The sequence below is a fragment of the Streptomyces sp. SID13666 genome (genome assembly GCF_010548325.1).
GTDB classification, from domain to species: domain Bacteria; phylum Actinomycetota; class Actinomycetes; order Streptomycetales; family Streptomycetaceae; genus Actinacidiphila; species Actinacidiphila fildesensis.
Map to the genome: position 1 here is coordinate 54,666 of NZ_JAAGLX010000002.1, position 24,057 is coordinate 78,722.

Genomic DNA, 24,057 nt, shown 5'->3' on the forward strand with positions numbered 1-24,057 from the left:
CATGAACCGCTTACCTGTCACACACCAGGTCCCGTACTACGCGCAGTGGGAATCCGCTGCGCTGGTGCCGCAATTCATCTCCGGCACCAGCGCGGCGGACGACCCGCTGTGGCAGAAGTCCGGCGCCGACACCCGCGAGGAGTACGCCTTCTGGGCACCGCGGATGTGCGGCGTGGCGTGCCTGCGCATGGCGCTGGACTTCTGGGGCCATACGGTGCCGCCGTCGGTACCGTTGCTGCGCGAGGCAGTGGAGGCGGGCGCTTACGTGCGCCACGGCGACCAGGTACAAGGGCTGATCTACGCACCGTTCGCAGCGTTCGCCGGCCGCCGCTGGGGCCTGCACGCGCAGGCCGTCCCGGATCTTGCCCCCGAGCGGATCGCGGACGAAGTCGGCGCCGGGCGTCTGGTGCTCCTGTCGGTCCACAAGTCCATCCGCACCCTGGACCCGGACCCGCCGCAGCGCGGCGGGCACCTGGTGTTGGCCGTGGGGGTCAGCGACACCGACGTCCTGCTCCACAACCCGTCCGGGCTGCCCGGACGCTCCCAGCAGTTCGCCCCCGTGCCCTGGGCGCACCTCGGCCGGTACTACGCCGGCCGCGGTGTCATCCTCGGCCAGCACAAGGAGATCACCGCGTGATTGCGCTGACGCTCGCCGAAGTGGCCGACGCCACCGGCGGCACCCTGCACCAGGTCACCGACCCACAGACCCGCATCGAGGGACGCCTGTCCTTCGATTCCCGGCACATCGACCCGGGCGGGCTGTTCGCCTGCCTCGACGGACGCAGCCGTGACGGCCACGACTTCGCCGTCCAGGCTGTCCGTGACGGCGCGGCAGCCGTCCTGGCCACCCGGCCGGTCGATGCCCCGGCCATCCTGGTCACGGACGTTCTGACAGCGATGGCCGACATCGCACGCACCATCGCCGCCCGCTACACCGGCACCGTCATCGCGCTGACCGGATCAGCGGGCAAAACCACCACCAAGGACCTCCTGCACAGCATCCTTGCGCCCGTCGGTCCGACGGTGGCCACCGAGAAATCCTTCAACAACGAGATCGGTTTCCCCGTCACCGTCAGCCGGGTGACTACCGACACCCACTACCTGGTGCTGGAGATGGGCGCCCGCGGGCCGGGCCACATCGCCCACCTGTGCCGGGTCGTTCGCCCCGCCGTCGCCACCGTCCTGGGCATCGGCTCCGCCCATATCGGTGAATTCGGCAGCAAGGAAGCCATCGCAGCCGCCAAGGCCGAAATCGTCCAAGCCCTGCCCCACGACGGCGTCGCGGTGCTGTACGGCGACGACCCCATGGTTCTGGCCATGGCCGCCGCAACGCCAGCGCGAATCGTCACCTTCGGGACCGGGCCCGACTGCGACCTTCGAGCGCACGACATTGAAGTCGACGAGCAGGGGCGCCCGCACTTCACCATGCACTGGCAAGGCCAGCACGCTGCCGTGCAGTTGCCGGTCCATGGGCGGCACAACGTCACCAACGCGCTCGCGGCAGCCACCAGTGCCCTGGCGGCCGGCGTCACTGTGCCCCAGGTGACGGCCGGCCTGGCTCACGCGACGCTTCCCAGCGGCGGCCGGATGGAAGTCAACCGCCGTCCCGACGGGGTCACCGTCATCAACGACGCGTTCAACGCCAGCCCCGAATCCGTTCTCGCCGCCCTCGACGCACTCGCCGACATCGCCGGCCCGCACCGCCGCACGATCGCGGTACTCGGACACATGGCCGAACTGGGCCCTGACGCCGACACCTGGCACGACACCGTCGCCCGCAAGGTTGTCGCGACCGGCGTCCACCACCTGATCACCACCGGCGGCCCCCACGCCCAGGACATGACACGCACCGTCCTGCAAGCCGGCCTCGACGCCCGCGACGCCGACCCTCACACACCCCTGACCGCTCAGATCAACGCCTTCCTACGGCCCGGCGACGTCGTCCTCATCAAGGGAGCCAACGCGCTGAACCTGGAAGCCGTCGCCAGGGAACTCGCCTGCCCCGATGCCCCATGAAAACGGGGGATGACTCGACACCGATCCGCCACCCGCTGCTGCCCGCCGAACCGGACAAGGGTGTGCGGCAGCCTTGGCCCCTGCTCCTCGTCGTTGATGTCGAGGGCAACGGGGCCATCCAGCCGGAACTGGTGGAAGTCGCCATCATCCCGATCGCCGACGGGGTTCTTCATCCCGAGCATCGGCGCGAATGGCTCATCCGTCCATCAGCCCGTATCCCAGACCACATCGTCCGCATCCACGGCATCACCAACGAATCCCTGGCCGGCAAGCCCGTCTGGCCGGAAGTCGCCGACGACATCCAGGAAGCCCTGAAGGGCGCCTGGATCGTCGCCCACAACGCTTCGGTGGAGTACAACGCCCTCACCCGTCTCCTGCCCGGGTGGCAGCCGGCCGGCGTCATCGACACTCTGCGCCTGGCCCGCAAGACCTACCCCGAAGCCGGAAAGCACGGCTTGGACCCCCTCATTGAGCACCTGCGCCTGCCCGTGGCCGGCATCCCCGGCCAGCGCCACCGTGCCGGATACGACGCGCACGCCACCGGCCTTCTGCTGCTCGACCTTGCAGCCCACTACGACACCTGGGACGAGCTGACCGCCATCGCCGTCCCCGACAATATGCCGGGCCGCCGGAGCGCACCGCCCGCCTATCAGGAGGAGCCCCTGTGGTAACCACGCCACCCCATACGGATCGCTGTCTGCGGCGCCCACTTCACCGGCAAGACCACCGCAGGGACCTCACATCGCTCCCATCCCGGGAAACAGTGCGCCGGACCAACCGCCCGCCTGATGCGGGTCATCAAGATCGCTGAAGAACTGGGCGAAGTCTCCGAAGCCGTGGTGGGCGCCACCGGCGGCAGTCCCCGCAAGGGGCTGTCCCACACATGGGCTGATCTAGAGCGCGAACTGTGCGACGTCATCCTCACCGCCATGATCGCACTGCGAACGCTCACCCCGGATGCGCACGCGGCCTTCGCCCAGCACCTCGACACCGTGGCAGCACGAGACCTGAACCCCTGAAACACGGGTCGGTGTAACGGATCTTGTTGGGCTGGCGTTCTTCGGAGCGAGTAGGGAGCTGCTCTTACGTCAAGCTTCCGCGGAGCCCGACGGAGGCACGGTGACGACCACCACGATCGCCCTCGACCTGTTTGGTGAAGATCCTGCTGTCTGGCAGGAAACCCTCTTCATGACCACGGCGATACGGCGGCAGGCCAAGGCCACGCCTGAGCTCACGTTGCCCGTTCCGGAACCCGTAGACCTCTCTCACACCTGGGTCGTGGCGGCGGAAGTCGTGGTGGAGTCCCGAATCGCGAGCGTCGCCGACTTTCGTGGCAGTTTCAAAGCCACCCCGGGCATGCGTATCGACGCCTTGGAGGTCTACTGCAAGGGGTGCAGGCGCCCGTATGACGACGTCAACGGGCAGGACTGCGCGGAGAAGATCGACAACCGGCACCTGATCGGCGGTGACCAGAGTGTCCGGGCCAAGCGGAAGATCCCCACCCCGCCGCCCAACGCAAAGATCATTCCTGGCGGAACGATGCAGCGGCGCGGAGTCAACGCCTACGTAGCGGGAGTCTCCCGCCCCCGCTGAGCCCGCGACGCAAGCCCTAACCGGTCCTTAGCTTCCGGCGCGTGACCACATCCGATCAGCCTCAACCCTCCCCGCACCGGCGTCTCGCCCGCGAAGCCGGCGGCCTGCTCCTGATCTCCTCGGGCGGCGTGGGACTGGTCGCCAGTGTGTGCGCCATCAACCTCCTCCTCGGGGTCACCCTCGCCGGGATCAGCGCGGCCGCCTCCGGCCTGTGGACCCTGCAGACCACATCCGCGAGCGTGGTCCGGCGGCGAATCCTCGGCTACGGGCCCCTCATATGTGGTTTCCTCCTCGTTCTCACCTGCGCGTTCCTCGCGTTCCCACAGCTGGGATGGGTGCTGCTGTCGGGCGTGACCATCGCTGCGGGAATCTCGCTGTCGAGCGAGGTGCAGTGACATGCCCCGCGAATTTCTCCCCGCCCTGCGCGGACTCCTCGGCGTCCGCCCTGAAGCACTCACCGAACTGCCGGAAGTGAAATCAGCTGGCCCGATCGGCGGTACCTACACTTCGGTCACCTACGCCGGAACTACCAACGCGTGGGGCACCGAGGGCCGCGCGGATGGCTGGGACATGGACCGCGTCGTCTCGGAGGGGTACGAGAAGACCATCTGGGTCTTCAAATCCGTGGAGGCCATCTCCAAGCACGCCAGCTCGCTCCCCATCGAGATCGGCCGCGGCGGGGACGAGCGGCGCTTCGCGGAGACCCTGACCGACCACCCACTACTGCGGCTTCTCAACGGGCGGGCAAACCCTCTGGAGACCGGCGAGACGTTCCGCAAGCGGCTGTCCGCACAGGTCCTGCTCAGCAAGAAGGGCGCCTTCGTCGAAGTCACCCGCTCCCGCATGGGCACCATGACGCGCCTGGACCTCCTCCCCCCGAACCGGGTCCAGCCCATCCCCGACCCGCGCGGGGACTACATCAGCCACTACGAGTTCACGACCCTGGACGGCCGGATCCGGGAACTGGACCCGGAGCGGGTGCGCTGGGTCCGCGACCCCCACCCCACCGATCCGTTCTCCGGTGTGACCCCCCTGGAAGCCGCGGGGATCAGCGTCGACCTGGACCTCAAGGCGCGCCTGTACAACGTAAATTTCATCGACAATGACGCCCGTCCCGGTGGCGTCATGGGTATCGACGTTGACCAGCTCGACTCTCGGGAGATCGACCGCATTCAGCGTCGTCTCGGCCCCGGCGCCCAGCACGCCGGTGAGATGACCGTCGTCGGCACCGGGCCCGGCGGAATCACCTACGTCGACACCAGCGCCAAGCCCCGCGACATGGCCTACGAGACGACATCCCAGACCTCGAAGGGCGAAATCCTCGCCGCGTTCGGGGTACCCGAGAGCATCGTCGGCAACGCCTCCGAACGCACATACGCGAACGCCGACCGCGAAGAGTGGAACTTCTGGGCCCACACCGAGTTGCCGCACCTACGGCTGCTCTCCGGCGCCTTCTCCATCGACGTCGAGGATGGGTGGCAGACCCGCTACAACACCACGACCGTCGAGGCGCTGGAGTTCCCGCGCAGACTGCGCCGTCAGGAGGCGCGCGAGGAGTGGAACGCGGGACTGATCACCGCGGATGAATACCGGGAGCTGGCCGGCCGGACCATTTTCGACGTGGCACAGACTCGAGCGCTGTGGATCAGCCCCGCCAAGGCGCCCGTACCCGCCCGCCCCGAAGATGCGGCAGTGCTGGGCATCACCAGCCAGGACGGAGCCGCCAGCACCGACGGTCAGGCTGCCCAGCCGCAGCCTTCTGCGGATGCGGCTGCCGCGCAGGCCGTGGCCGATGCTCGCCAAGCCGAAGCCGGCAACCCGCCCGCCACGGCCGCCGAATCGGTTGCGCAGGCCCGCCCTCCACAGGGGAACGCAGACCCAGGAGAATCCGCTGGCCAAGCCGTCACGGACGCCCGCGGGGCTCAGACACAGGCCCTCCCGGACTATGCAGCCGAGGACGTGGCAGCAGCCCGCACCGGGCAGACAGAAGCACTCCCGGGGCTGGCGGCCGACGACGTTGCCGCAGCCCGCACCCTTGAATCGAAAACCTTGCCGAACGGCAACAGCACAGGTTATGAGGTCGCCGACGGGGACTTCGACACCGTCCACTCGGCGGTGACCGCAGCCCTCAGCGCCCTGTTCGCCCGGCACGAGGGCATCATCTCCGCCCGTCTGCGTGCCCCCAAAGTCCGCAAGGGCACCCGCTTCTGGGCGCCGTCCGGGCCTGATGACCAACGCAGCGGTGACGAGCCCCTGAATGGGGCCCGGGTCGTCAGCGCACAGCGGTGGGCCGATGAGGCAGAAGAGACCCTGTCGCCCATCCTGAACCGGGCCGCGGCCGCCACCGCCACGAGCACCACTCAAGCCCTGACCGGGGTCGGGACCGTGCCTCCCGCTGTTGCCGCGGCCGCGCTGCTGTCGGCGGCGGCCGCAGGCGAGGCGACGTTCCGATTCCTCCACGCCCTGGCCGCCGACCTCATGCTCGTCCAGGCCGACGCCACCGGCATCGACGATCTGACCGCGCGGGCACGTGTCTTCTACGACGCCCACGCGCCGGCCACGGTGAGCCGGATTGCGGAGGCGGCCGCGACCGCGACGGTCAACGGTGCCTGCGAGAGCGCCGCCGCGAGCATCGGGCCCGGCATCGTCCGCACCTGGACCACCCGTCTCGACGACCGGGTCCGGCCCGAGCACCGCGCCGAACAAGGCGTCACCCTGCCCGTCGCCGTGCCCTTCACCGTCGGCGGATTCGCCATGCGCTACCCCGCCGACCCCCTTGCGCCGGCCGATCTCACCATCAACTGCCGCTGCCGACTGCGCTACCAAGCGCTTACCGACGGGGAGACCCTCTGACCTGGCGACTGAGCACGCGACGCTAACCCTTCGCACTGTGCATGGTCCGCGACATGCTGAATCGTCCCGCTGCTGCCTCCGTCGCCGGTGCCCTGAGCCACGACCTCGAAGTGAAGGTCACTCACCGCCCCTGGAACCCCTCGCTGCACCCGCGCGACAGCAAGGGCCGGTTCATTGAGACGGGCGGCGTCGTCAAGCTGTGGGGTGGCGGTCTGGCCCGGGTCCTACGCGCTCTGCCCAATGACCGGGTGCTCGTCCAGGACCTGCAGGGCAACAACCGCCGCCACAGTATGAGCGCCAAGTGGGTCACGATGGTGACCCGTCCGGACGGCTCTCGGCCGACGAAGTCCAAGGACAAGGTCGAGCGCGAAGACCTCAAGCGCATCGCGGATGTCCGCCGCGGTGACGGTGCCGCCCTCGATGACGACGGCACCCCGGACAGCCGTGACGCCCCGCACACCCACGACGACGACAACCAGCCGATCGGCGACGACACCGGGGACGGCCCCCACGCGGAAGACGACCAGGACGCCCCGAAGCCCCTCGCCAACCGCCGCGCACAGGCCGGCGCCCGGTTCGCCGACACCGCCGCCGTACGACGGCACTGGACGGACCGGGCCAACGACACCTCCTTGCCGATCGAGGAAAAGCAGCGCAACGCCCTCAAGGCCATGGCCGAGGATCCCGACCTGGAGATCACCCGCTCCGGTCATTTCGCACTGCGCCGCCGCCAGGCGGACCACGGAGCACCGCTGACCTGGTACCTCACGGCCACCGGCAACGGCCTGATGCTCCCGAGCAGCGACTTCGAGAAGAAGAACGACGCCGAAGCAGCCGCCGACTTCCTCCACGCCAGGATGCTCGGGAAGGACGGCAAGCCGCTCGACTTCTCCGACCCGGACGTACCGCTCCTTACCTGGCGATCGGACCGTAACGAGGACGCCGGGGCCGCCCTGGAACGCGTCCGCAAGGACCAAGCGCGCCGCAACGGCGCCGGCCTGCCCCCGCAGGAGCCTGCGGCCGCGCGGTCCACCGCTTCCCCCACGCCAACGCCGTCCAGCGCCCCGTTCCGTACGGTCGCTGCGGTACGCCAGCACTGGGCGTCCGGCAGCCGGGACCGCCCTTGGGCGCGTGACCCGCGCACCAACAACGCGAACCGCGCTCTGCCGGGCGCCACTTCCTCCGACAAGACCAAAATCCGGCTGCGGCTCTACTCCGGCAAGGTCGGCTCCGACCTGCACGCCACCGCGCAGCTCTCGCGCGACGGGCACTTCGTCGTCAACCGCAGCGGTGCCGGCAAGTGGTACGTCTACCACTCCCGCTCCGGCCTCCTGATGAACGACCGGGCCGGGCACACTTCCAAACGCGACGCACTGGCCTTCGCCAACGACCTGGAAGACGCCCGCACCCCCAACGGCAAGCCCTTCGACTGGGACTCCCCGGACGTCGGGGACCGGCTGCGCATCTACGACGGCCCCGGCACCATGAACGCGGCCATCGCCCGCGGCCACCAGGACGACCAGGAGCACAACGAGCCCGCCGCCGCACCGGCCCCACCCGTCGCCGCCCCAGAGCCGCTGCCCAACCCGGACACCAACCCAGCCCCGGGGCCGGCGCACGACGACGAGTCCGGGCGAGACCGCAGCGACAACCCGAACCGGTCGGCCGCGGAGCCCACTTCAGGGGACACCACGGATGACTCCGACGGAGCAGCCACCTCCGCCACAGAGCCCTACAGCATCGGAGGCGACCTCCGGGACGCCGAGGACAAGATCCAGGACGCGGGCAAGCGGTGGCGCACCATGCCGGCGCACGCCGACATGATCAACGCCCCGGACGACTCCCGCGCACACCAGCACGCCAAGGCCCTGGACCAGGCCCTGCGCGGCGCGGGCCACAGCGCCAGCGTCAAGGAACGCGCCCGGGAGTGGAAGACCGTCTCCACCGTGGCCGACGTCGTTCTCGATCACCTCGACCGCTCAGAGACCCGCGACCGTGACGCCACTGCACGCCAGGTCGTCCAGGACATCCGCGACCAGGCCGTCATCCACCAGCAGCGTCTCAAGGCCACCCAGGAAGCGAAACGGGCCCGCCGCAAGGAGAAGCAGAACCGCACGTCACCGGCCGCCGCCGCGCGCCCGGATAATCAGGTCACCGCCAGCACCACGACCGATACGGGAGAGACCACCGATGGCAATGAACAAGATCGGACGGATCGCGCAAGCGCACTGGGCGACGTACCGGCCGGCGGCGTACGCGGAGCTGGGGACCGAGGAGGAGAAGACGGAGTTCTTCGCGGAACTCGGCCTGAGGGTGGAGCAGCAGATCGCGGACCGGGCGGAAGAGCTGCGGAACCGGCCGACCGGGGACGGGTACGAGGAAGCGGTGAGCGACCGGATGCAGGCCCGGAATCAGGCCCGGGAACTCGTCATGAACGACGAAGTGTTCCTGCCGGCCGAGCCCGGGCAGGAGAACGCGGAGCTGCCGAACCACGGCGAGGTGTAACCGCACCGCGGTTCCGCCCGGCCACCCAGGGCGACCTGGCCCCGTCGGGGGAGAAGGCCAAGGCCCGCGCGAACGTCGAAGCCGTCAAGACGCTGCGCCGTATCCAGGCTGAGGACCGCCCCGCCACGGCACAGGAGCAGCAGATTCTTGCCCGGTGGTCCGGGTGGGGATCCCTCCCGGTGGTCCTGTCGGACAAGCCCGTTCTGGCGTCGTTCCGGAGCAAGGGCGGCCAACCCGCCTTTGAACGCGCGCTCAAGCGGTGGGAGTCCTTCGCCGCGGAGCGCGCCACGGTCCGCGACCTGCTGAACGACCGCGAATGGGCGGCGGCCAGTCGCAACGTCCTGAACGCCCACTACACCGATGCCGGCCTCGTCCGGGCGATGTGGGACGCCGTCCGGGACCTTGGATTCGAGGGCGGCAACGTCCTGGAGCCCGGCAGTGGCTCCGGCAACTTCATCGGCACCGCCCCCGACGGCGCGCACATGACCGGGGTGGAGCTCGACCCGACCACCGCGGCGATCTCGCAGCTCCTGTACCCGGATGCGCAGATTCTCAACGAGTCGTTCGCGAAGGTCCGGCTGCCGCGTGACTCCTTCGACCTGACGATCGGCAACGTCCCCTTCGGTCAGACTCGCCTCCCGGACGCGCAGGACAACCCGGGCGAGAAGCACGCGATCCACGATCACTTCATCCTCAAGTCGCTGGCCCGCACCCGCCCCGGGGGCCTGGTCGCGGTGATCACCAGCCGTCACACCATGGACAACGAGAACGAATCGGCGCGCCGCAGCATGTGGCACATGGCCGACCTCGTCGGGGCGGCCCGGCTGCCCGAAGGCGCACACGAGAAGGCCGCGGGTACCCACGTCGTCAGCGATGTCCTGATCTTCCGTCGCCGGTTCGGCGACGAGCAGCCTGGTGACTCCTCCTGGCTGCGGTCCCAACCGATGGACCTGAACGGGCACCAGATCCGGTTCAACCGCTACTTCCAGGACCACCCCGAGACGGTCCTCGGAGAGATGACCACCGGCCGGGGTCAGTTCTCCGACCACGAACTCACCGTCAAGGGCGACAAGGACGCCGCCACCCAGCTCCGTGCCGCCCTGGGCCGCATCAACGCCAGTGCGTACGGGGACCGGCAGCGCTACGTCCCGCCGATCGACGCGCAGGACAAGAAGTTGGAACTGGACGGGGTCAAGCACGAAGGGGCGATCGTCCACCTCAGCGATGGCACGCTCGCCAAGGTTGACGAAGGCCGCCTCGTCCCCCTCGATGTCCACCCCTCGCAGCAGGAGCAGCTGCACAGACTGCTGCGTCTGCGGGACCTGACGAAGCAGCTCTTGACCCTGGAGCGGGAAACCGAGTTTCAGGGCGAGACGGCGGAGATGCGGGACCTGCGCGCCGATCTGAACGCCGCCTACGACGACTACGTGGGCAAGCACGGGGCGCTCGACAAGCCGGGCCAGGTCCGGGCGTTCTCCCCGCCCGGCATGAAGGAGCGCGCTCTCGCTCAGGGGTACAAGGACGTCCCGGCGTCCTGGAGGGTCCCCACGGCCCTGAGCCTGTTCGAAGACGACCCGGGATCGGCTGTCGCGTTCGGCCTCGACCAGTGGGACGCGAACGCGAAGAAGGCCCGCAAACTTGCGATCCTCGACCACCGGGTGCTTGCCCCCCGCAAGATCGCGGACCGGGCGGAGAACCCCGAGCAGGCTGTAGCCCTGGCCATGGAGCACGACGGCGGCCACCTGAACATCGCCACCGTTGCCCGCCTGCTGAACACCGACGAGCTCGACGCCCGGGAACAGCTCGGTTCCCTGGCCTTCGACGACCCGGCAAGCGGCCGGCTCGTCGACCGCTCCGAGTACCTGTCGGGCAACGTACGCGTCAAGCTCGCCGCCGCCCGCGCCGCAGCGGCCGGAGACCCGAAGTACGCGGCCAACGTCGCAGCCCTGGAACCGGCGATTCCCCGGGATCTCGACCCTGCGGAAATCAAGGCGAAGATGGGCGCGCCCTGGATCCCGGAAACGGACATCACCGCGTTCCTCCAGGACATTCTCGGCACGCAGCGGGTGCGGGTCGAGCACGGTGGCGGCTCCATGTGGGAGGTGTCCGGGCCACGGGAAGGCACGAGCGCCACCGTCGAGTGGGGCACCCCCAAGAAGCCGGCCCCGGACATTGCGCAGGCCCTCCTGGAGCAGCGCTCCGTTGAGGTCACCCGCCGCATCAAGAACCCTGACGGCTCGTACACCACCGTCAAGGACGCTGACGCCACCGACGCGGCGCAGGCCAAGTCCAAGGAAATGGCCCTCCGCTTCGGCGAATGGATCTGGGAGGACCCGGAGCGCGCCCAGCGCCTGGCCCGGGTCTACAACGACCGGTTCAACAACCTCGCCATGCGCGAGTACGACGACTCCCCGCTTGCGCTGCCCGGTGCCGACAAGGACTGGAAGATGCGGCCGCACCAGAACGCCGCGATTCGTCGCATCGTTCAGGAGCCCACCGTCCTGCTCGCGCACGTCGTGGGCGCGGGCAAGACCGCCACGATGGTCGCCGGCACGCAGGAACTGCGCCGCACCGGCCTGGCGAAGAAGCCGGCCATCGTCATCCCCAACCACATGGTCGGACAGTTCCGGCGCGAGTACCTGGAGCTGTACCCGGACGCGAACATCCTCGTCGCGTCGTCCTCCGATCTGACCGGCGACAAGCGCCGCAAGTTCGTGGGGAAGGTCGCCACCGGCAACTGGGACGCGGTGATCATCACCCAGCAGGCTTTCAAGTCGATCCCCATGCGCCCGGACGCCCAAAAGGCGTACATGGCCGAGGAACTGGACCGGCTGCGCGAGCAGATCAACAAGGCGAAGCAGCGTGACGGCAAGTCCCTGACTCTCAAACGGTTGGAGGCGATGCTCGACAACGCCGAAGCGAAACTGGCGAAGAAGCTCGACGGGCAGAAGGACCACGGGGCGGTCTACTTCGAGGACACCGGCATCGACTACCTGATGGTCGATGAAGCCCACCACTTCAAGAACCTGTACACGGTCAGCCACATTGAGGGCGCCTCCGTCCAGGGCTCTTCGCAGGCTTCTGACCTGCACATGAAGCTCGGATACCTGCGGGAACGCAACGCATCGGGCCGGGTGGCGACTCTCGCGACGGGCACCCCCATCGCGAACAGCGTCGTCGAGGCGTTCACCATGCAGCGCTACCTGCGCCCCGACATCCTCGCTGAAGCCGGCGTTGACGACTTCGATCAGTGGGCCGCGACGTTCGGTGAGGTCATTCAGAGCCTGGAACTGGCCCCAGACGGGTCCGGATTCCGGAAGAAGGCCCGCTTCGCCCGGTTCCACAACGCGGCCGAGCTGCTGCGCATGTACCGGCTGTCCACGGACGTGCGCACCGCCAAGGACCTCAATCTCCCCACCCCGCCAGTCCGATCCGGTGAGGACGGCAAGCGCGGCGAAGTCGTCATCGTCCCCATCTCCGCTGAGCAGAAAGCTTTCGTCACCGCCCTTCCGGACGAGCCGTGGGTCCGTAAACCGGGCGGGATCCTCAAGGCGATCGGCCTCGCCTCGCGGGCCGCCGTCGACATGCGGATGGTCGGCGGACATGGGGAAGACGGCGGCAAGATCCATGCCGCGGTGCGGAGCATCGCGGACATCTATGAGGAGAACAAGAACCGGGTCTACCCGGTCTCTGCGAAGAACCTCACCCCTCAGGAACTCCCCGGGGCTCTCCAGATCGTCTTCATGGACCTCGGGGTGCCCGACTCTGCAGCCAAGAACGCGTGGGACGGCTACGCCGAGATGAAGTCCTCACTGATCGACGAGGGCGTGCCGGCCGAGAAGATCCGCTTCATCCATGAGGCCAAGACCGACAAGGCCAAGGCGAAACTCTTCGAGGACGCCCGCAGCGGCAGGATCGCGGTCCTCATCGGGTCCACGTCAAAAATGGGCACGGGCACGAACATCCAGGACCGCGCGGTCGCCCTGCACCACATGGACTTCCCCTGGCGGCCAGCCGACATCAGCCAGCGAGACGGGCGTATCGAGCGCCAGGGCAACCTGAACATGCCCGAAATCCCGGGCACCGCAGACGACATCCGCATCCTCAGCTACGTCACCGAGGAGACCTTCGACGCGTTCAAACTGGGCACCCTGGAGCGCAAGGCAACCTTCATCGCACAGATGGACCGCAAGGACTTCGACCTGCGCGAAATGGAAGACATCGGCGACACCGCCGTGAGCTTCGGCATGATGAAAGCCATCGCGACCGGCGACACCACCGTCATGGACTACGCCCAGGCCAGTAGCGACGCCGTCGACCTCCAGCGCCTGGACCGCAACTGGCAGCGCGAGCAGAACTCCCGCCGCAACACCGTCGCCGACGCCACCAACGTCATCAACGCCCTCAACGACCTGCTCCCCGCATGGCGCAGCGCACTGGCCACCCGCACGGACACCACCGGCGACAACTTCCAGATCACCCTCAACGGTGAGGAACACGAGAACCGCGCCGACGTATGGCCGGGCCTGGCAGCAGCGGTGACCACCGCCGTGAAGAACATGCAGCTGAGCGACGGCGACCGGGTCCCGCTGGGCACCCTCGGCGGCCACGCCTTCCACATCGAAATCGGCCACGACAAATACGGCACCCGTATCGCGAAGGTCCGCTTCGACTACCCGGAGTGGGAGAACCCCTACGACCCCGACACCCGCGGGGTCTACTCCATCCGGCAGCTCGACGACATGTCCGGCCGCGGCATCCTCACCTCCCTGGAACGCCGCCTAGCCAACCTCGACGAACAGGTCACCACCGGTGAGAGGAACCTCGCCCATGCGCAGGACGAGCGGGACAAGGCCGCGCGCGGTATCGGCGGGACCTCCCCGTACGGCGAGCACCTGAAAACCAAGGAGCGCCAGGTCGGCCTCCTCGCCGACCTCATCACCGCCAATGAACGGCTCAAGAAGAAGAAGGAGCCGCAGGAAGGCGAGGACAGGAAGGACTACGACCAGGCACGGGCCCACGTGGCGGGCCTCAAGGAAGAACTCGCCACCGAGGACAAGAAGGAAAAGGTCCTCACCGACCGAGCCGCGGCCGCCAAGAAGAAGGCCCGCGCCGCAGCACCGGTCACCCTGGACCCTGCCGAAGTCCGGGACCAGCTCGACGCGATCCGCCCCGAAGGCGCGAGCGCGACCCGCGACCCGCGGATCACAGCCGACCGCCCCCCAACCAACGATGAGGGCGACACCACCCCTGAGCCGGTAGCCCCGGACCCGAAGCAGGCGGATGCCGACCTCGACGCGAGGCGCCCCGAAGACACCGACACCCCGAACCAGGGCAATGAGCCGACTGTGGCCGATGACACGGCCGTCCCGCCAACAGGCACCTCCGGGGACACGGTGACGCTCGACCCTGACGCGGTTCGTGCGCAGCTCGACGCGATCCGCCCCGACGCCTCGCCCGCAGACGCAGAAGGCGGCGCGAGCACCCCCGTCGCGGAACCGTCGGCACCGAACGTCGACCCGGACGCCCCGGCCGCCGGCGAGGACTGGCGGCGCATGAGCCGGTCCGACTTCAACGCCGACACTGACCTGGAACTTTTCGACACCGACCGGATGCGCCAGCAGCAGCCCCAAGGCCCCCGGCCGCCCGATCCTTTCGGCACTCCCGACCTGTTCGCCGACCAGGAGGCACAGGCCGCCCCGGACGCAACGCCCAGCCACAACGACGAAGGCGAGGCCACAGCCCCGGCCACCGCGGACCGAGAGCCGCAGGCCGATCCGGACGCGACGCCCCGCACCCACGGCGAAGGCGAGACGGCAGCCCCGGCCGCCGCAGATCAAGAAGGCGCGACCCCAGGATCACCGGAAACCTTCGACGGCCTCGCTGAGGGGGACGAGGTGATCACCCCCGAAGGGCCGGGCCGTGTCATCACCGTCCACAACGGCATCGCCCTGGTGCAGACGGACAAGCGCATGCACCCGTGGTCCTTCGCTGACCTGCGACACCCCGGCGACGAGGCGACACCCATCGTTGACGCAGCCACTGCGGACAGAGAACGCCAGAACCGCGCCGACCTGGCGCAGGCGTCCACACCCGAGGGTCTGGAGCTGCGCTACGGCAACGGGAACCGGCTCAAGGATCTCGACACCGTCTCTGGGCACGGAACGATCGTGGACCGTGACGGGAACACGATCGGCTGGGTCCGCGCGCGCATGGGCGACGACGGTAAGCGCTACTGGTGGGCGCAGGACGCCGCTGGTGGATCACCGGACAACATGCCCTTCCACGAGAGGCTCCCCGCCACCGCCGGCGTTCCCGCCGTCCGAGCGGCCGGCACCATTCGGACCGGCATGCCCGACACCCGCAAGTTCGACGGCACTGTCGATGAGAACGGGTCGCCCAACCTCATCGCCGTGCGCCACATCGAGCCCGACCGGGCACGCAAGGAAATCGTTCTCACCACCGCACAGGTCCGCGAACTGGGCAAGCTCACCGTGTCCGGTACCTACGCCGACGGCAGTCCTCTGCACACGCTGCCCTGGAACCCCGGACACCGCTTCTACAGCCCGGACACGGCCCAGATGAGGGCCTTGGCTGAAGCCGCCCGGAACGCTGCCGCCGAACTGGGCGACGACACCCCGGAGGAACGGCGCAACAAGAAGGTGCTGCTGGGCGCTGCGGCGAAGCTGGACTTCGAGCAGTACGACGCAGGCCGCCAGTTCGCGTCCATGCCGCAGCCGGGCGAGCCCGACCCGTACAGCCAGCCCTTCGTTCCGCGCCCTGACGACGTGGAGGACGCTGAGGGGTCGCTGTCCACCACGTCCGACGAGCGACGTTTCACCACGGTCGATGATGTGCGCGGCCACTGGGCCAGCGAGACCGTGCGCCCGGCGGCTCCGTTCAGCGCCCTGCACAAGCCTCAGCTTTCGGACACCGGCGCCTTCGTCATCGGAAGGGTGACCGGGAAGTCCGCCCGAGGAATGGATGGCTACTGGGCTCTCCACGCCGACAGCGGTCAGCGTCTTGGCATGCCGTTCAACACCCGGAAGCGCGCCGAAGCGTACGCCCGGGAACTGGAAGCCCTGTGGGTGGACGGCAAGCCGTTCGACTGGACAACACCAGGCTCTTACGACCGCCTCAACAATGAAGCCGTCGCCCAGGACGCTCTGGCCCGCAGCTCGAATGCCCGATCGACTGGCGCATCCTCCTTCCACACCAACGACGGATGGCGGCGCGCTCTCGGCGACGTTGAGTCGGCCTACAACTCGCTCAATCTTGCTGCCGCCCAGGTGTGGCAGGGCAACACGATGCCGGAAGAGGAGGGACGCATCCGCCGCGCGGTGAACACCGCCGTCGCAGCGCTGGAGGACAACGACCCGAGCGCCGCAGAGGCGTCTCTGAGCGGGGCGCGTGAACTGGCTGCGGCGCTGCTGGGCCGGCTGGACCAACGACAGCGCGAGGCGGAGCCCGCACTGCGCGGCTTCCTCGACGAGATCGACCGCTTCCTGAAAAGCCACCGTCTGACGGTGCAGCGCCGTGCACGCGAGGATGAACAACACCGCCGCGCAGACAGCGCCTCCCGGGCCCAAACCGAAGAGTTCCTGCGCAACCAACCGCAGGCCCCGAAGCCGGCTGGCCCCCAGGATGAGACCATCCCGGGCGGCACCGGCCCGGACGTCTCACCGACCCCGTCGGGCACCGGCGCTGGTGTGACGCAGCCCCGCTATGGGGGCGACATGGTCCCCACGGAGGAACTCTCCGAAGGTGACTGGGTATCGGTCCAGACAACCGAGAGGGGCGAGCCGGTTCGGATGGTGGGCCGCGTCCATGACATCCGTGTCGTCTCGCAGCCGAACGGCCCCGATGCCATTCAAATCAGCATCGAGAGCAAAAATCCCGGCGGCCGGGGAACGTTTGTCGAGCGCGCCTATCTGCAACCGGGTGACCTGGTGGAGCGGCTGCAGGAGGGGAACCCGGGCCGGGAAGACACCTCGGACCTCGCCCGCCGTCTGGTCGACATGGAACGGCGCCAGAAGGCCGCACGAGTCCGGGTGCCGGAAGGCTGGCATGCCCCCCAGGGGCACATCCTGCCGCACCCTGGCGACCGCTTCCGCATCGCTGTTCGCGACAGCCGCGGCGTGACCTACCGCGACATCGAGACGGGTGAATCCGCGGACTACCGGGGAGACGGCTACTGGTCGCGTGCAGGCGAGTCGTGGCGCTACCACCCGAGGGACATCGTGGCCGTCCCGGACGGCGCCGAAGTCCAATACGTCGACGGCCCGGAACCCTTCGACGCGGCAGACACGACCCGCAACGGATCGCCCCCAGTCTCCCGGACCAGCATGACCGAGGACGACATTCGAGACCTGCCTGGTGCGACGATCGAGTCCCCGGACGGTCCCGCCGTGGGCGACATCATCCGGGCCAAGACGCAGAACACCGCAGGCAACGTCGTGGTCCGTGAGGGGCACCTGCTCGACACGCCCACCCAGATCACCGCGACCCGTGACGGGAAGCGGGTCAAGGCGTGGCGCCTGTACCTGTCCCAGCACTCCGAGCAGGCGCCGGGTGACCAGCGCAACGCCGTCATGGTGCTTCCCGGCGACGCGATTGCCCGCCTGGAACAGCCGACCTGGGACGGCGCCCCCACAACGGTTCCGAACGCTGCGGATCTTCCGCGCACCACGGAACCGGACAGCAACAACGGACCCTCCGCGGGCACCCCGCCCGCCACCGCGCCGGAAGACCTCTCCGGCCGCGCCTTGGCCGAGGAACGCCACTCCCTGCACCAAGCGTTCCTGAACCGCGGCACCCTCGACACGTCTCCCGAAGGGATTGCTGATGAGGCCCGCCGTGCGGCCCTGGACGCCGAGACACGCCGTCGCTACCCGGACCCGGAGACGGCATTCGACGCGGACCGGGCCGAGAACGTCGCGCCGGAAGACCTTCAGGTCGGCGACCTGATCGGTGTCTCCCGCGGCGGAAGCCGAGGGCGCTTCGGGTACCTCCTCGCCGAGCCGGTCCGGGTCAACGACGGCGAGGGCGACAGTTGGCGGTTCGTCATGGGTGACAGCCCCGACACGAACCCCGAGCACCCTCACCTGCGGACGGATGTGTCTGCTGGGAGCCTGTCCCTGCAGCGCGACCCACAGGGGCACCGCGACGCAGAACGCTCCGAGCAGGCCGCAACTGGCGCTCCGGACCTCAACGCGGACGAGCCGCAGACGGACGACAGCCAGGTCCCGCAACAGGACGAGCGGCCTGCCGCTGGGAACGACGCCCCGGAGCAGACGAACCACAATGGTGAGCAGCACGACGACCCCGCCGACGAGGACCCGGCGGACCAGGGCGGCGAAGAGGAACGTCGTCGGCGCAGACGCAGGCGCCTCCGCAACCGGCCCGACGGCATCGGTCTCGACGGTCCCGGGCTGCCCGGTGCCCCCGGCCTTCCACTCCCCCACCTGCCCGCCGGAACCACCCCAACCGGTGGCATCAGCGACGACCGGTCGCCCCGGCTTGCAGGCGGTCATGACGTAGTGGAACGTCTGCGTGCTGCCGCACGCCGTGGCGAACTATTCGGCCCCACCATCGACCGCGCGCACCAGGCATTTATGCGCGACCTCGCCGAAAATCCCACCCTGGTCGCGACACGGGGCGGGGGCCTTGTCACCTGGTCCGACGACGGCCGCCTGTGGCACTTTGCCCACGCCCAGACCGGCCGCGCCCTTGTCCTTGGCGGCAAGGACCGCCTGTACTCCGCCACCCAGGCCGACGCGCTACGCCTCGCCGAGCAGTACGAGAACCTGCAGGACGCGAACGGGCAGCCCTTCGACTGGGCAGGAACCCTCGACCCCGAGCACGCCAAGTCGTGGCGCGACGCCCAGGGCAGGACCCTGTTGCAGGCCATCGGGGCAGCGAACCGGGACTTCCAGGACGCGCTTGACACAGATGCGGCCGCCAACGTCGACGGCCAGGACGCCGACACTCCGGCGGCCCTGCCTGACGACCTGACCAGCCTGTCCGACGAGGACATTGCCGCCGCGTGGAGCGCGGGTCTCAGCGCGCACGATGCTGCCCGCGCCGTGGACGAGATGGACCGCCGCGACGCGGTAGACGCCCGCGTGCGAGCCGTCGTGCCCGAGACGCCGCCCGCCAACGAGGATGAACAGTTCGCCCGTGGTGCCGCCATGGACGAGACCTTCGGATTCGGCACCGTCCCTATCGCCGATGGGCCCTCGCCTCGCCGCCAGACCAAGGACGAACGGCTGCGCCGGGAGTTCATGGAATGGGAAGAGTCGCAGTTTCAGCTCGCTGAGGACATCACCAACGGCTACATGCTCAGCCGCGAAGGGCAGAAGGCCGGGCTGTCGCACCGTGAGGTCTTCTCCAGCGGCCGGCTCTCCGGTGACCGGTGGCGGCCGTACGCCTCCGAGGAACTGATCGAGTGGTTCGCCCTCCACCCGCGCATGACGTACAACCAGTGGCGCGAGCGGCAGCGGGACAACGACCGCATCGACCGCGAGCGCTACGCCGACGACGTCGCGACCCCGGAGAGCCCCCAGGGTCCGGGCGAGACGCCGGAGCCCGACCTGCCCGCCGCCCCTGCCTATGATCCGAAGGTGCCGCGCTTCCACAGCGTGGAGGCGCTGCGCGATCACCTGCGCGCGGGCAACTTCGACGCCGCGGGTCCAGGCGATCGGTGGAACAACTTCGGCGACTCGACCCCGTGGAGGGATGTCGCCGACAGCAAAAAGCTGTTCCTGTCCCGCGACAAGCGGCTGGCAGTGTTCTACAACCCGGCCGCCACATGGGGTCACTGGTCTGTCGCAGTGCCCGGCAGCATGCGCCGCATCGTCAACGACACTGGGATGGACGGCGGCGGCGGCTTCAACTCCAAAACGACGGCGATGAAGGCGGCCAGCACCCTCGAAGGGATCAAGGACGCCGACGGCAACCCCTTCCCGTGGGATGCGCCGGACGCCCCAGAACGGGCTCTCGCTTTCCGCGGCCCGGACGGCGAAACGCTCGCCGAAGCCATGCTCCGCGCGATGCTGGGCGACCCCCCGCACGAGTACTTCGTGACGCATGCTGGTACCAGCCGTGTGAAGGCCCGCCGCGCTTTCCGGCACCACGCCCAGGACTGGTACGACTCGCAAGCGGCCGACGGCTACACGGTCCCCTTCGACTCGGCGGACATGCCGCAGGTCGGAGACGAGGTCTCCTTCGTCGCCGACGACCCGACGGGCAACACCCTCCTGTCGACTGCGCCGACCGTCAGCGGCACCGTGCGGGGGACTATCACGCGCGCCGGTCACGGATCGTGGGACAACAACGGTGTCGCTGCTCTGGGTTCCGATCCCGGCTGGTTCCTGAACATGGACGACGCCGTATGGACCGGGCCTGACGGCACCACCCACCCCTACCGGTATGTGCTTGCCCCGTGGCCTGAGGCGTTCCGCCGCCGCCCGCGCAGTGACGAACGCGCCGGAATTTTGACGCGCGACGACGGAACCGGCACGACGCCTACGGACGGATCCCAGCACGAACCGCAGCAGGCCAGCCTGGTCAGCACTCCCCCGTCGGACGGGCCCGCCGTACGGCCGAAGCCGGCCGACGAACCTCAGGCGGACCGCAGTACTTCGCCGGAAGAGAAGCCGGCTCCCGAACCGATCGGCGGACGCCCCGCCCAGTGGGCGCGCGTGGAAGACCTCGTCGCAGGCGACGTGGCCCGCGTCGAAGGCACCACCAAGGGGGGACGCCCCGTCACCCGGGCCGGCTTCGTCATGAGTCCTCCGGTGCGGATCGCGGTCACCCGCCGCGGCCACACCGAGGACATGTGGCGCACCCACATCTCCGAATCACCGGACGCCAAATCCGGAGTTCGGGGCGTGGTCTACACCCCGCTCGACGGCGCCGCGGCGAAGGTCGACGCGCAGGACATCATCCGCCCGCAGGGCGCCCCGGCCACCGGCGCCGAAGGCGACGTCATCGCAGGCAACATCGCGGACAGTGTGCCCGCCGACGCCGCCGGCCACGGGGTGTTCCCCGGTTCCACGGTCACCGGCACCGACGGGCGGGAGGGTGCCGTGCTCGGCGCCACCTCGACCTCCGCCGATATCCACTGGGCAGGAGACGACACCCCGGACGACGGGGTCGCTCCGACGACCCTGAACGTCACCGACGGCGGCGCTTCCCGCCCCACGGGCTGGACCAGCAACGGCCAGCGCGTGAGGCCCGGCCACGTAGTCTCCGAACCTGACGGCTCCCTGCTGGGCACGGTAGACGCCGTCGACGGCGACACCGTCACCGTCTCCACCCCACAGGGCATCCAGCACCGGCCGGCCAGCGGCGTACGCGTGACGGGCGAGGTACGCGACACGGCCCCGCAGGGAGCCCCAATCGCCGCCCTGGTGCCCGACACGGTCGGCGACATCAACGAGCACGATGTTGTCCTCCTGGACCTCGACGGACAGCCGATCACCGCGGAAATCACGGGAACGCACCGAGACGGAGACCGCGTCACCCTCGACTACGTGGACACCACCACCGGGGAGATGGGCACTCTCGAGGCCGATGCGTCGGCGGTCATCACCCGGGCCACCGGCCCGAACGGCGGCGCTCCCAACCTCGGACCCGCCGATGCCCCGGCAACCGGCGGCGACCTGACGGTGCACGAACCGCCGCACGCCATGGACTCCGTCACCGGCCCGGTCACCGACCCGCCCCTAACTCCGGCCGACCGGGACGCCATCGACAGCCACGGCGAGGCACCCGAGGACGACCCGGATGCACAACAGGCCGCGGCCCGGATCGCCGATGACCTCCCCATCACCGCACAGCAGGCCGGGGCACTCGCCGATTCGCTGCGCACCACCGCCGACCCCGCCACTGGTGAAGGCCGTGCTGCCCGCCGGGCCGCGGACCACCTCGACGAGGCCACGGGCCGCACCCCCGCCCCGGACAGCACTACCCCCACCCCGGGCACCGTCAGCGACATCACCGACGGCGACCTCGTCACCATTCCCGAGCCCGGCGCAGCCACCACCGAACCGGAGCGGATCGTGCGCACCGTCCCTGGCCCCGGTGGAACCCTCACCATCACCAGCGAAGACGCTGACGGCAACCGCACCAGCCGGACCCTGCCCGGCTCCACACCCCTGTTCCAACTCCCCGACCCGCAGGGGCCGCCCGCCCCGGCCGCACCCACCACCCGCGACCCGAACGCCACCCCGCCCCTCGACGACATCGTCCACAACCATGCCGGCGCGGTCATCCGCGCCCTGATCAACGCCGCCATCACCGGCACCCAGCAGCCCGGCACCATCCATGCCCTGCGCGAGCAGATCGCCCAGGCCCTGGACGCCGGCGCCGCTGCCGACCTGCGCCGCATCCAGCGGGACACCCTTCAGGCCCTGGACCTCGCAGGCATCCAAGGGGCAGACCGCGATGCCGCGATGCGTGCCCTGCGCGAGGCCACGGCCAAGGCCCGCACCGCGACCCGTCTCGCCGCAGTACGGACGCTGGACGACTTGGAGCCCCTGCCGGGCGAGACCCCGGAGGAGACGGCGGCACGCGCCGCCGACCTGCTGCGTCGAATCCCCGACAACATCGACGTGGCCGCCATCGCCCGTACCGGCCAGCGGCCGACCGCGCGGGTTCGTGCCGACAGCACCGTTGCCGGACACGTCAACGACGTCCTTGGCCGCGCCCTGGCAGACGCCGCCACCGCGGCGGGCGAACGCCGCCTGACCAACGCCCAGGTGGCCGTGATCGCCAACCGGGCCGTAGCGGACATGCAGGCAGCCCAGGCCGCTGCCGCGCGGCGCATCCTCGCGGGCGTGCCCGCCGCACAGCGCCAACGCCTCCTGCCCGGCATCCTCGCGCTTCTGGTGCGCATCGCCCGCAAGATCGGCGCAATCCTCATGGCCGCCCTACGGGCCCTGGTGGAGCGGTGGCGCAACCGGGACCGGGACCGTCTCGCACGGCTCCGCCGCCGCCTGGTCACGATGCTCCCGAAGTGGCCAGAGATGCGGGCCATGCGTCAGCTCCTGGACGGCGCCTCCGATCTGCAGCAACCGGACGACGGCCAGGACCTGGCCGGCCGGGTCGCGCACTGGGCTCACCTGCTGCCTGCCCCGGGCCAGTTCGGACGCACCCCGGTCCGGCGCCGCACCTTCCGCCCCGCACCGGTCGCCGACCTCCGCGCCGGGATCCTCCCGGCCACCGATGACCAGACCCGCTGGTCGATGGACCGCGACGCGGACGGCGGGCCAGGCCGAACCGCCCTACGGCACCTGGCCGCGCTGCGCGCCGCAGGCGCCGAGATCGACCAGGACGTTAGCCTCCGCATGCAGGCCGCCGCACCCGACCTCGGCGCGGACCCTCACGCCGCGGCACGGTTCGCCGCCCACTACGCGGACGCGGCTGAACGCCGTCTCGCCACCCTGATCGCCGCCGGCGAAGGAGGCGCTGACGCGGACCTGGAGATCGCGGCGGCACGCGCCGAAGCCCTTGCCGGGCGGGCCGATGCCGACCGGCTCACCGCGTCCTACCGGGCCGCGGCCGCGGATGCCGTCCTGGCGGCACTCGCCGACGTTCGCCCCATGGGCCCCGACGCAGAGGCCCAACTGCGCCTGCGCGGCGGCGCGACCGCACGGAACAGCATCGGCCGTGCCGCACAGTTGCTCCCCACGGACTGGGTGCGCGCTGTCGGCGGAACACGAGTGACGGCCGCCACCGCCGACAGCGGTTCCTACGACCCGCAGAGCGGCACCCTGACCGTCGCGGATCTCGGCGACGACGGCATGGGAACAGCCCTGCACGGCCTTGCCCAGTTGCTTCAGGACCGGCTGCCGGACGTCGCGGCCGCCCAGGAGCTGTACCGGTTCGCCCGCACCCACCAGGGACGACCCGGCCGGCGGCGCCCCGACCCGGACAACCCGTTCAGCCGCCTGTTCTCGCACCTGACGGAAGGACAGCAGGAAGACATTCTGGCTCGTGGTCTGCAGGCGATGTTCGTCGGCGACTGGTACGAGGACGATGACCTGCGCGCCTTCCTCCTCGGCCTTCTTGGAACCCGATGACAGG

At 69.6% G+C, this 24,057-nt stretch carries 8 protein-coding genes; all 8 read left to right on the forward strand.

Translation table 11 applies throughout. The annotated features are described in order from the left end of the window. Position 1: 1 nt before the first annotated feature. The 8 genes from G3I60_RS05210 (at position 2) to G3I60_RS05245 (ending at position 24,053) form a co-directional block, all read left to right on the forward strand. Positions 2 to 637, forward strand: a complete 636-nt coding sequence (locus G3I60_RS05210; protein WP_164606646.1) for a C39 family peptidase — start codon at positions 2 to 4, stop codon at positions 635 to 637. Continuing rightward, positions 634 to 2,016, forward strand: coding sequence for a UDP-N-acetylmuramoyl-tripeptide--D-alanyl-D-alanine ligase (gene murF, locus G3I60_RS05215; protein WP_164606648.1), 1,383 nt, complete (start codon positions 634 to 636; stop codon positions 2,014 to 2,016). The genes G3I60_RS05210 and murF overlap by 4 nt, the downstream gene beginning before the upstream one ends. Further along, on the forward strand, positions 2,013 to 2,687 hold the full coding sequence (locus G3I60_RS05220; protein WP_164606650.1) for a 3'-5' exonuclease: 675 nt from the start codon (positions 2,013 to 2,015) through the stop codon (positions 2,685 to 2,687). Before murF ends, G3I60_RS05220 begins: the two co-directional genes overlap by 4 nt. Positions 2,688 to 2,699: 12 nt before the next feature. After that, on the forward strand, positions 2,700 to 3,035 hold the full coding sequence (locus G3I60_RS05225) for a MazG-like family protein (protein WP_343241925.1): 336 nt from the start codon (positions 2,700 to 2,702) through the stop codon (positions 3,033 to 3,035). Positions 3,036 to 3,135: 100 nt separating this feature from the next. Continuing rightward, positions 3,136 to 3,609, forward strand: a complete 474-nt coding sequence (locus tag G3I60_RS05230; protein WP_343241920.1) for a hypothetical protein — start codon at positions 3,136 to 3,138, stop codon at positions 3,607 to 3,609. Positions 3,610 to 3,650: 41 nt separating this feature from the next. Then, on the forward strand, positions 3,651 to 4,004 hold the full coding sequence (locus G3I60_RS05235) for a hypothetical protein (protein ID WP_164606654.1): 354 nt from the start codon (positions 3,651 to 3,653) through the stop codon (positions 4,002 to 4,004). Position 4,005: 1 nt separating this feature from the next. Continuing rightward, on the forward strand, positions 4,006 to 6,462 hold the full coding sequence (locus tag G3I60_RS05240; protein ID WP_164606656.1) for a phage portal protein: 2,457 nt from the start codon (positions 4,006 to 4,008) through the stop codon (positions 6,460 to 6,462). Between the two features lie 53 nt (positions 6,463 to 6,515). Then, on the forward strand, positions 6,516 to 24,053 hold the full coding sequence (locus G3I60_RS05245; protein ID WP_164606658.1) for a DEAD/DEAH box helicase family protein: 17,538 nt from the start codon (positions 6,516 to 6,518) through the stop codon (positions 24,051 to 24,053). The last annotated feature ends 4 nt before the right edge of the window (positions 24,054 to 24,057 follow it).

Coding starts and splice junctions, on each gene's coding strand:
- G3I60_RS05210 (WP_164606646.1), top strand. CDS start 2: ATGAACCGCTTACCTGTCACACACCAGGTCCCGTACTACGCGCAGTGG.
- G3I60_RS05220 (WP_164606650.1), top strand. CDS start 2,013: ATGAAAACGGGGGATGACTCGACACCGATCCGCCACCCGCTGCTGCCC.
- G3I60_RS05240 (WP_164606656.1), top strand. CDS start 4,006: ATGCCCCGCGAATTTCTCCCCGCCCTGCGCGGACTCCTCGGCGTCCGC.
- G3I60_RS05245 (WP_164606658.1), top strand. CDS start 6,516: ATGCTGAATCGTCCCGCTGCTGCCTCCGTCGCCGGTGCCCTGAGCCAC.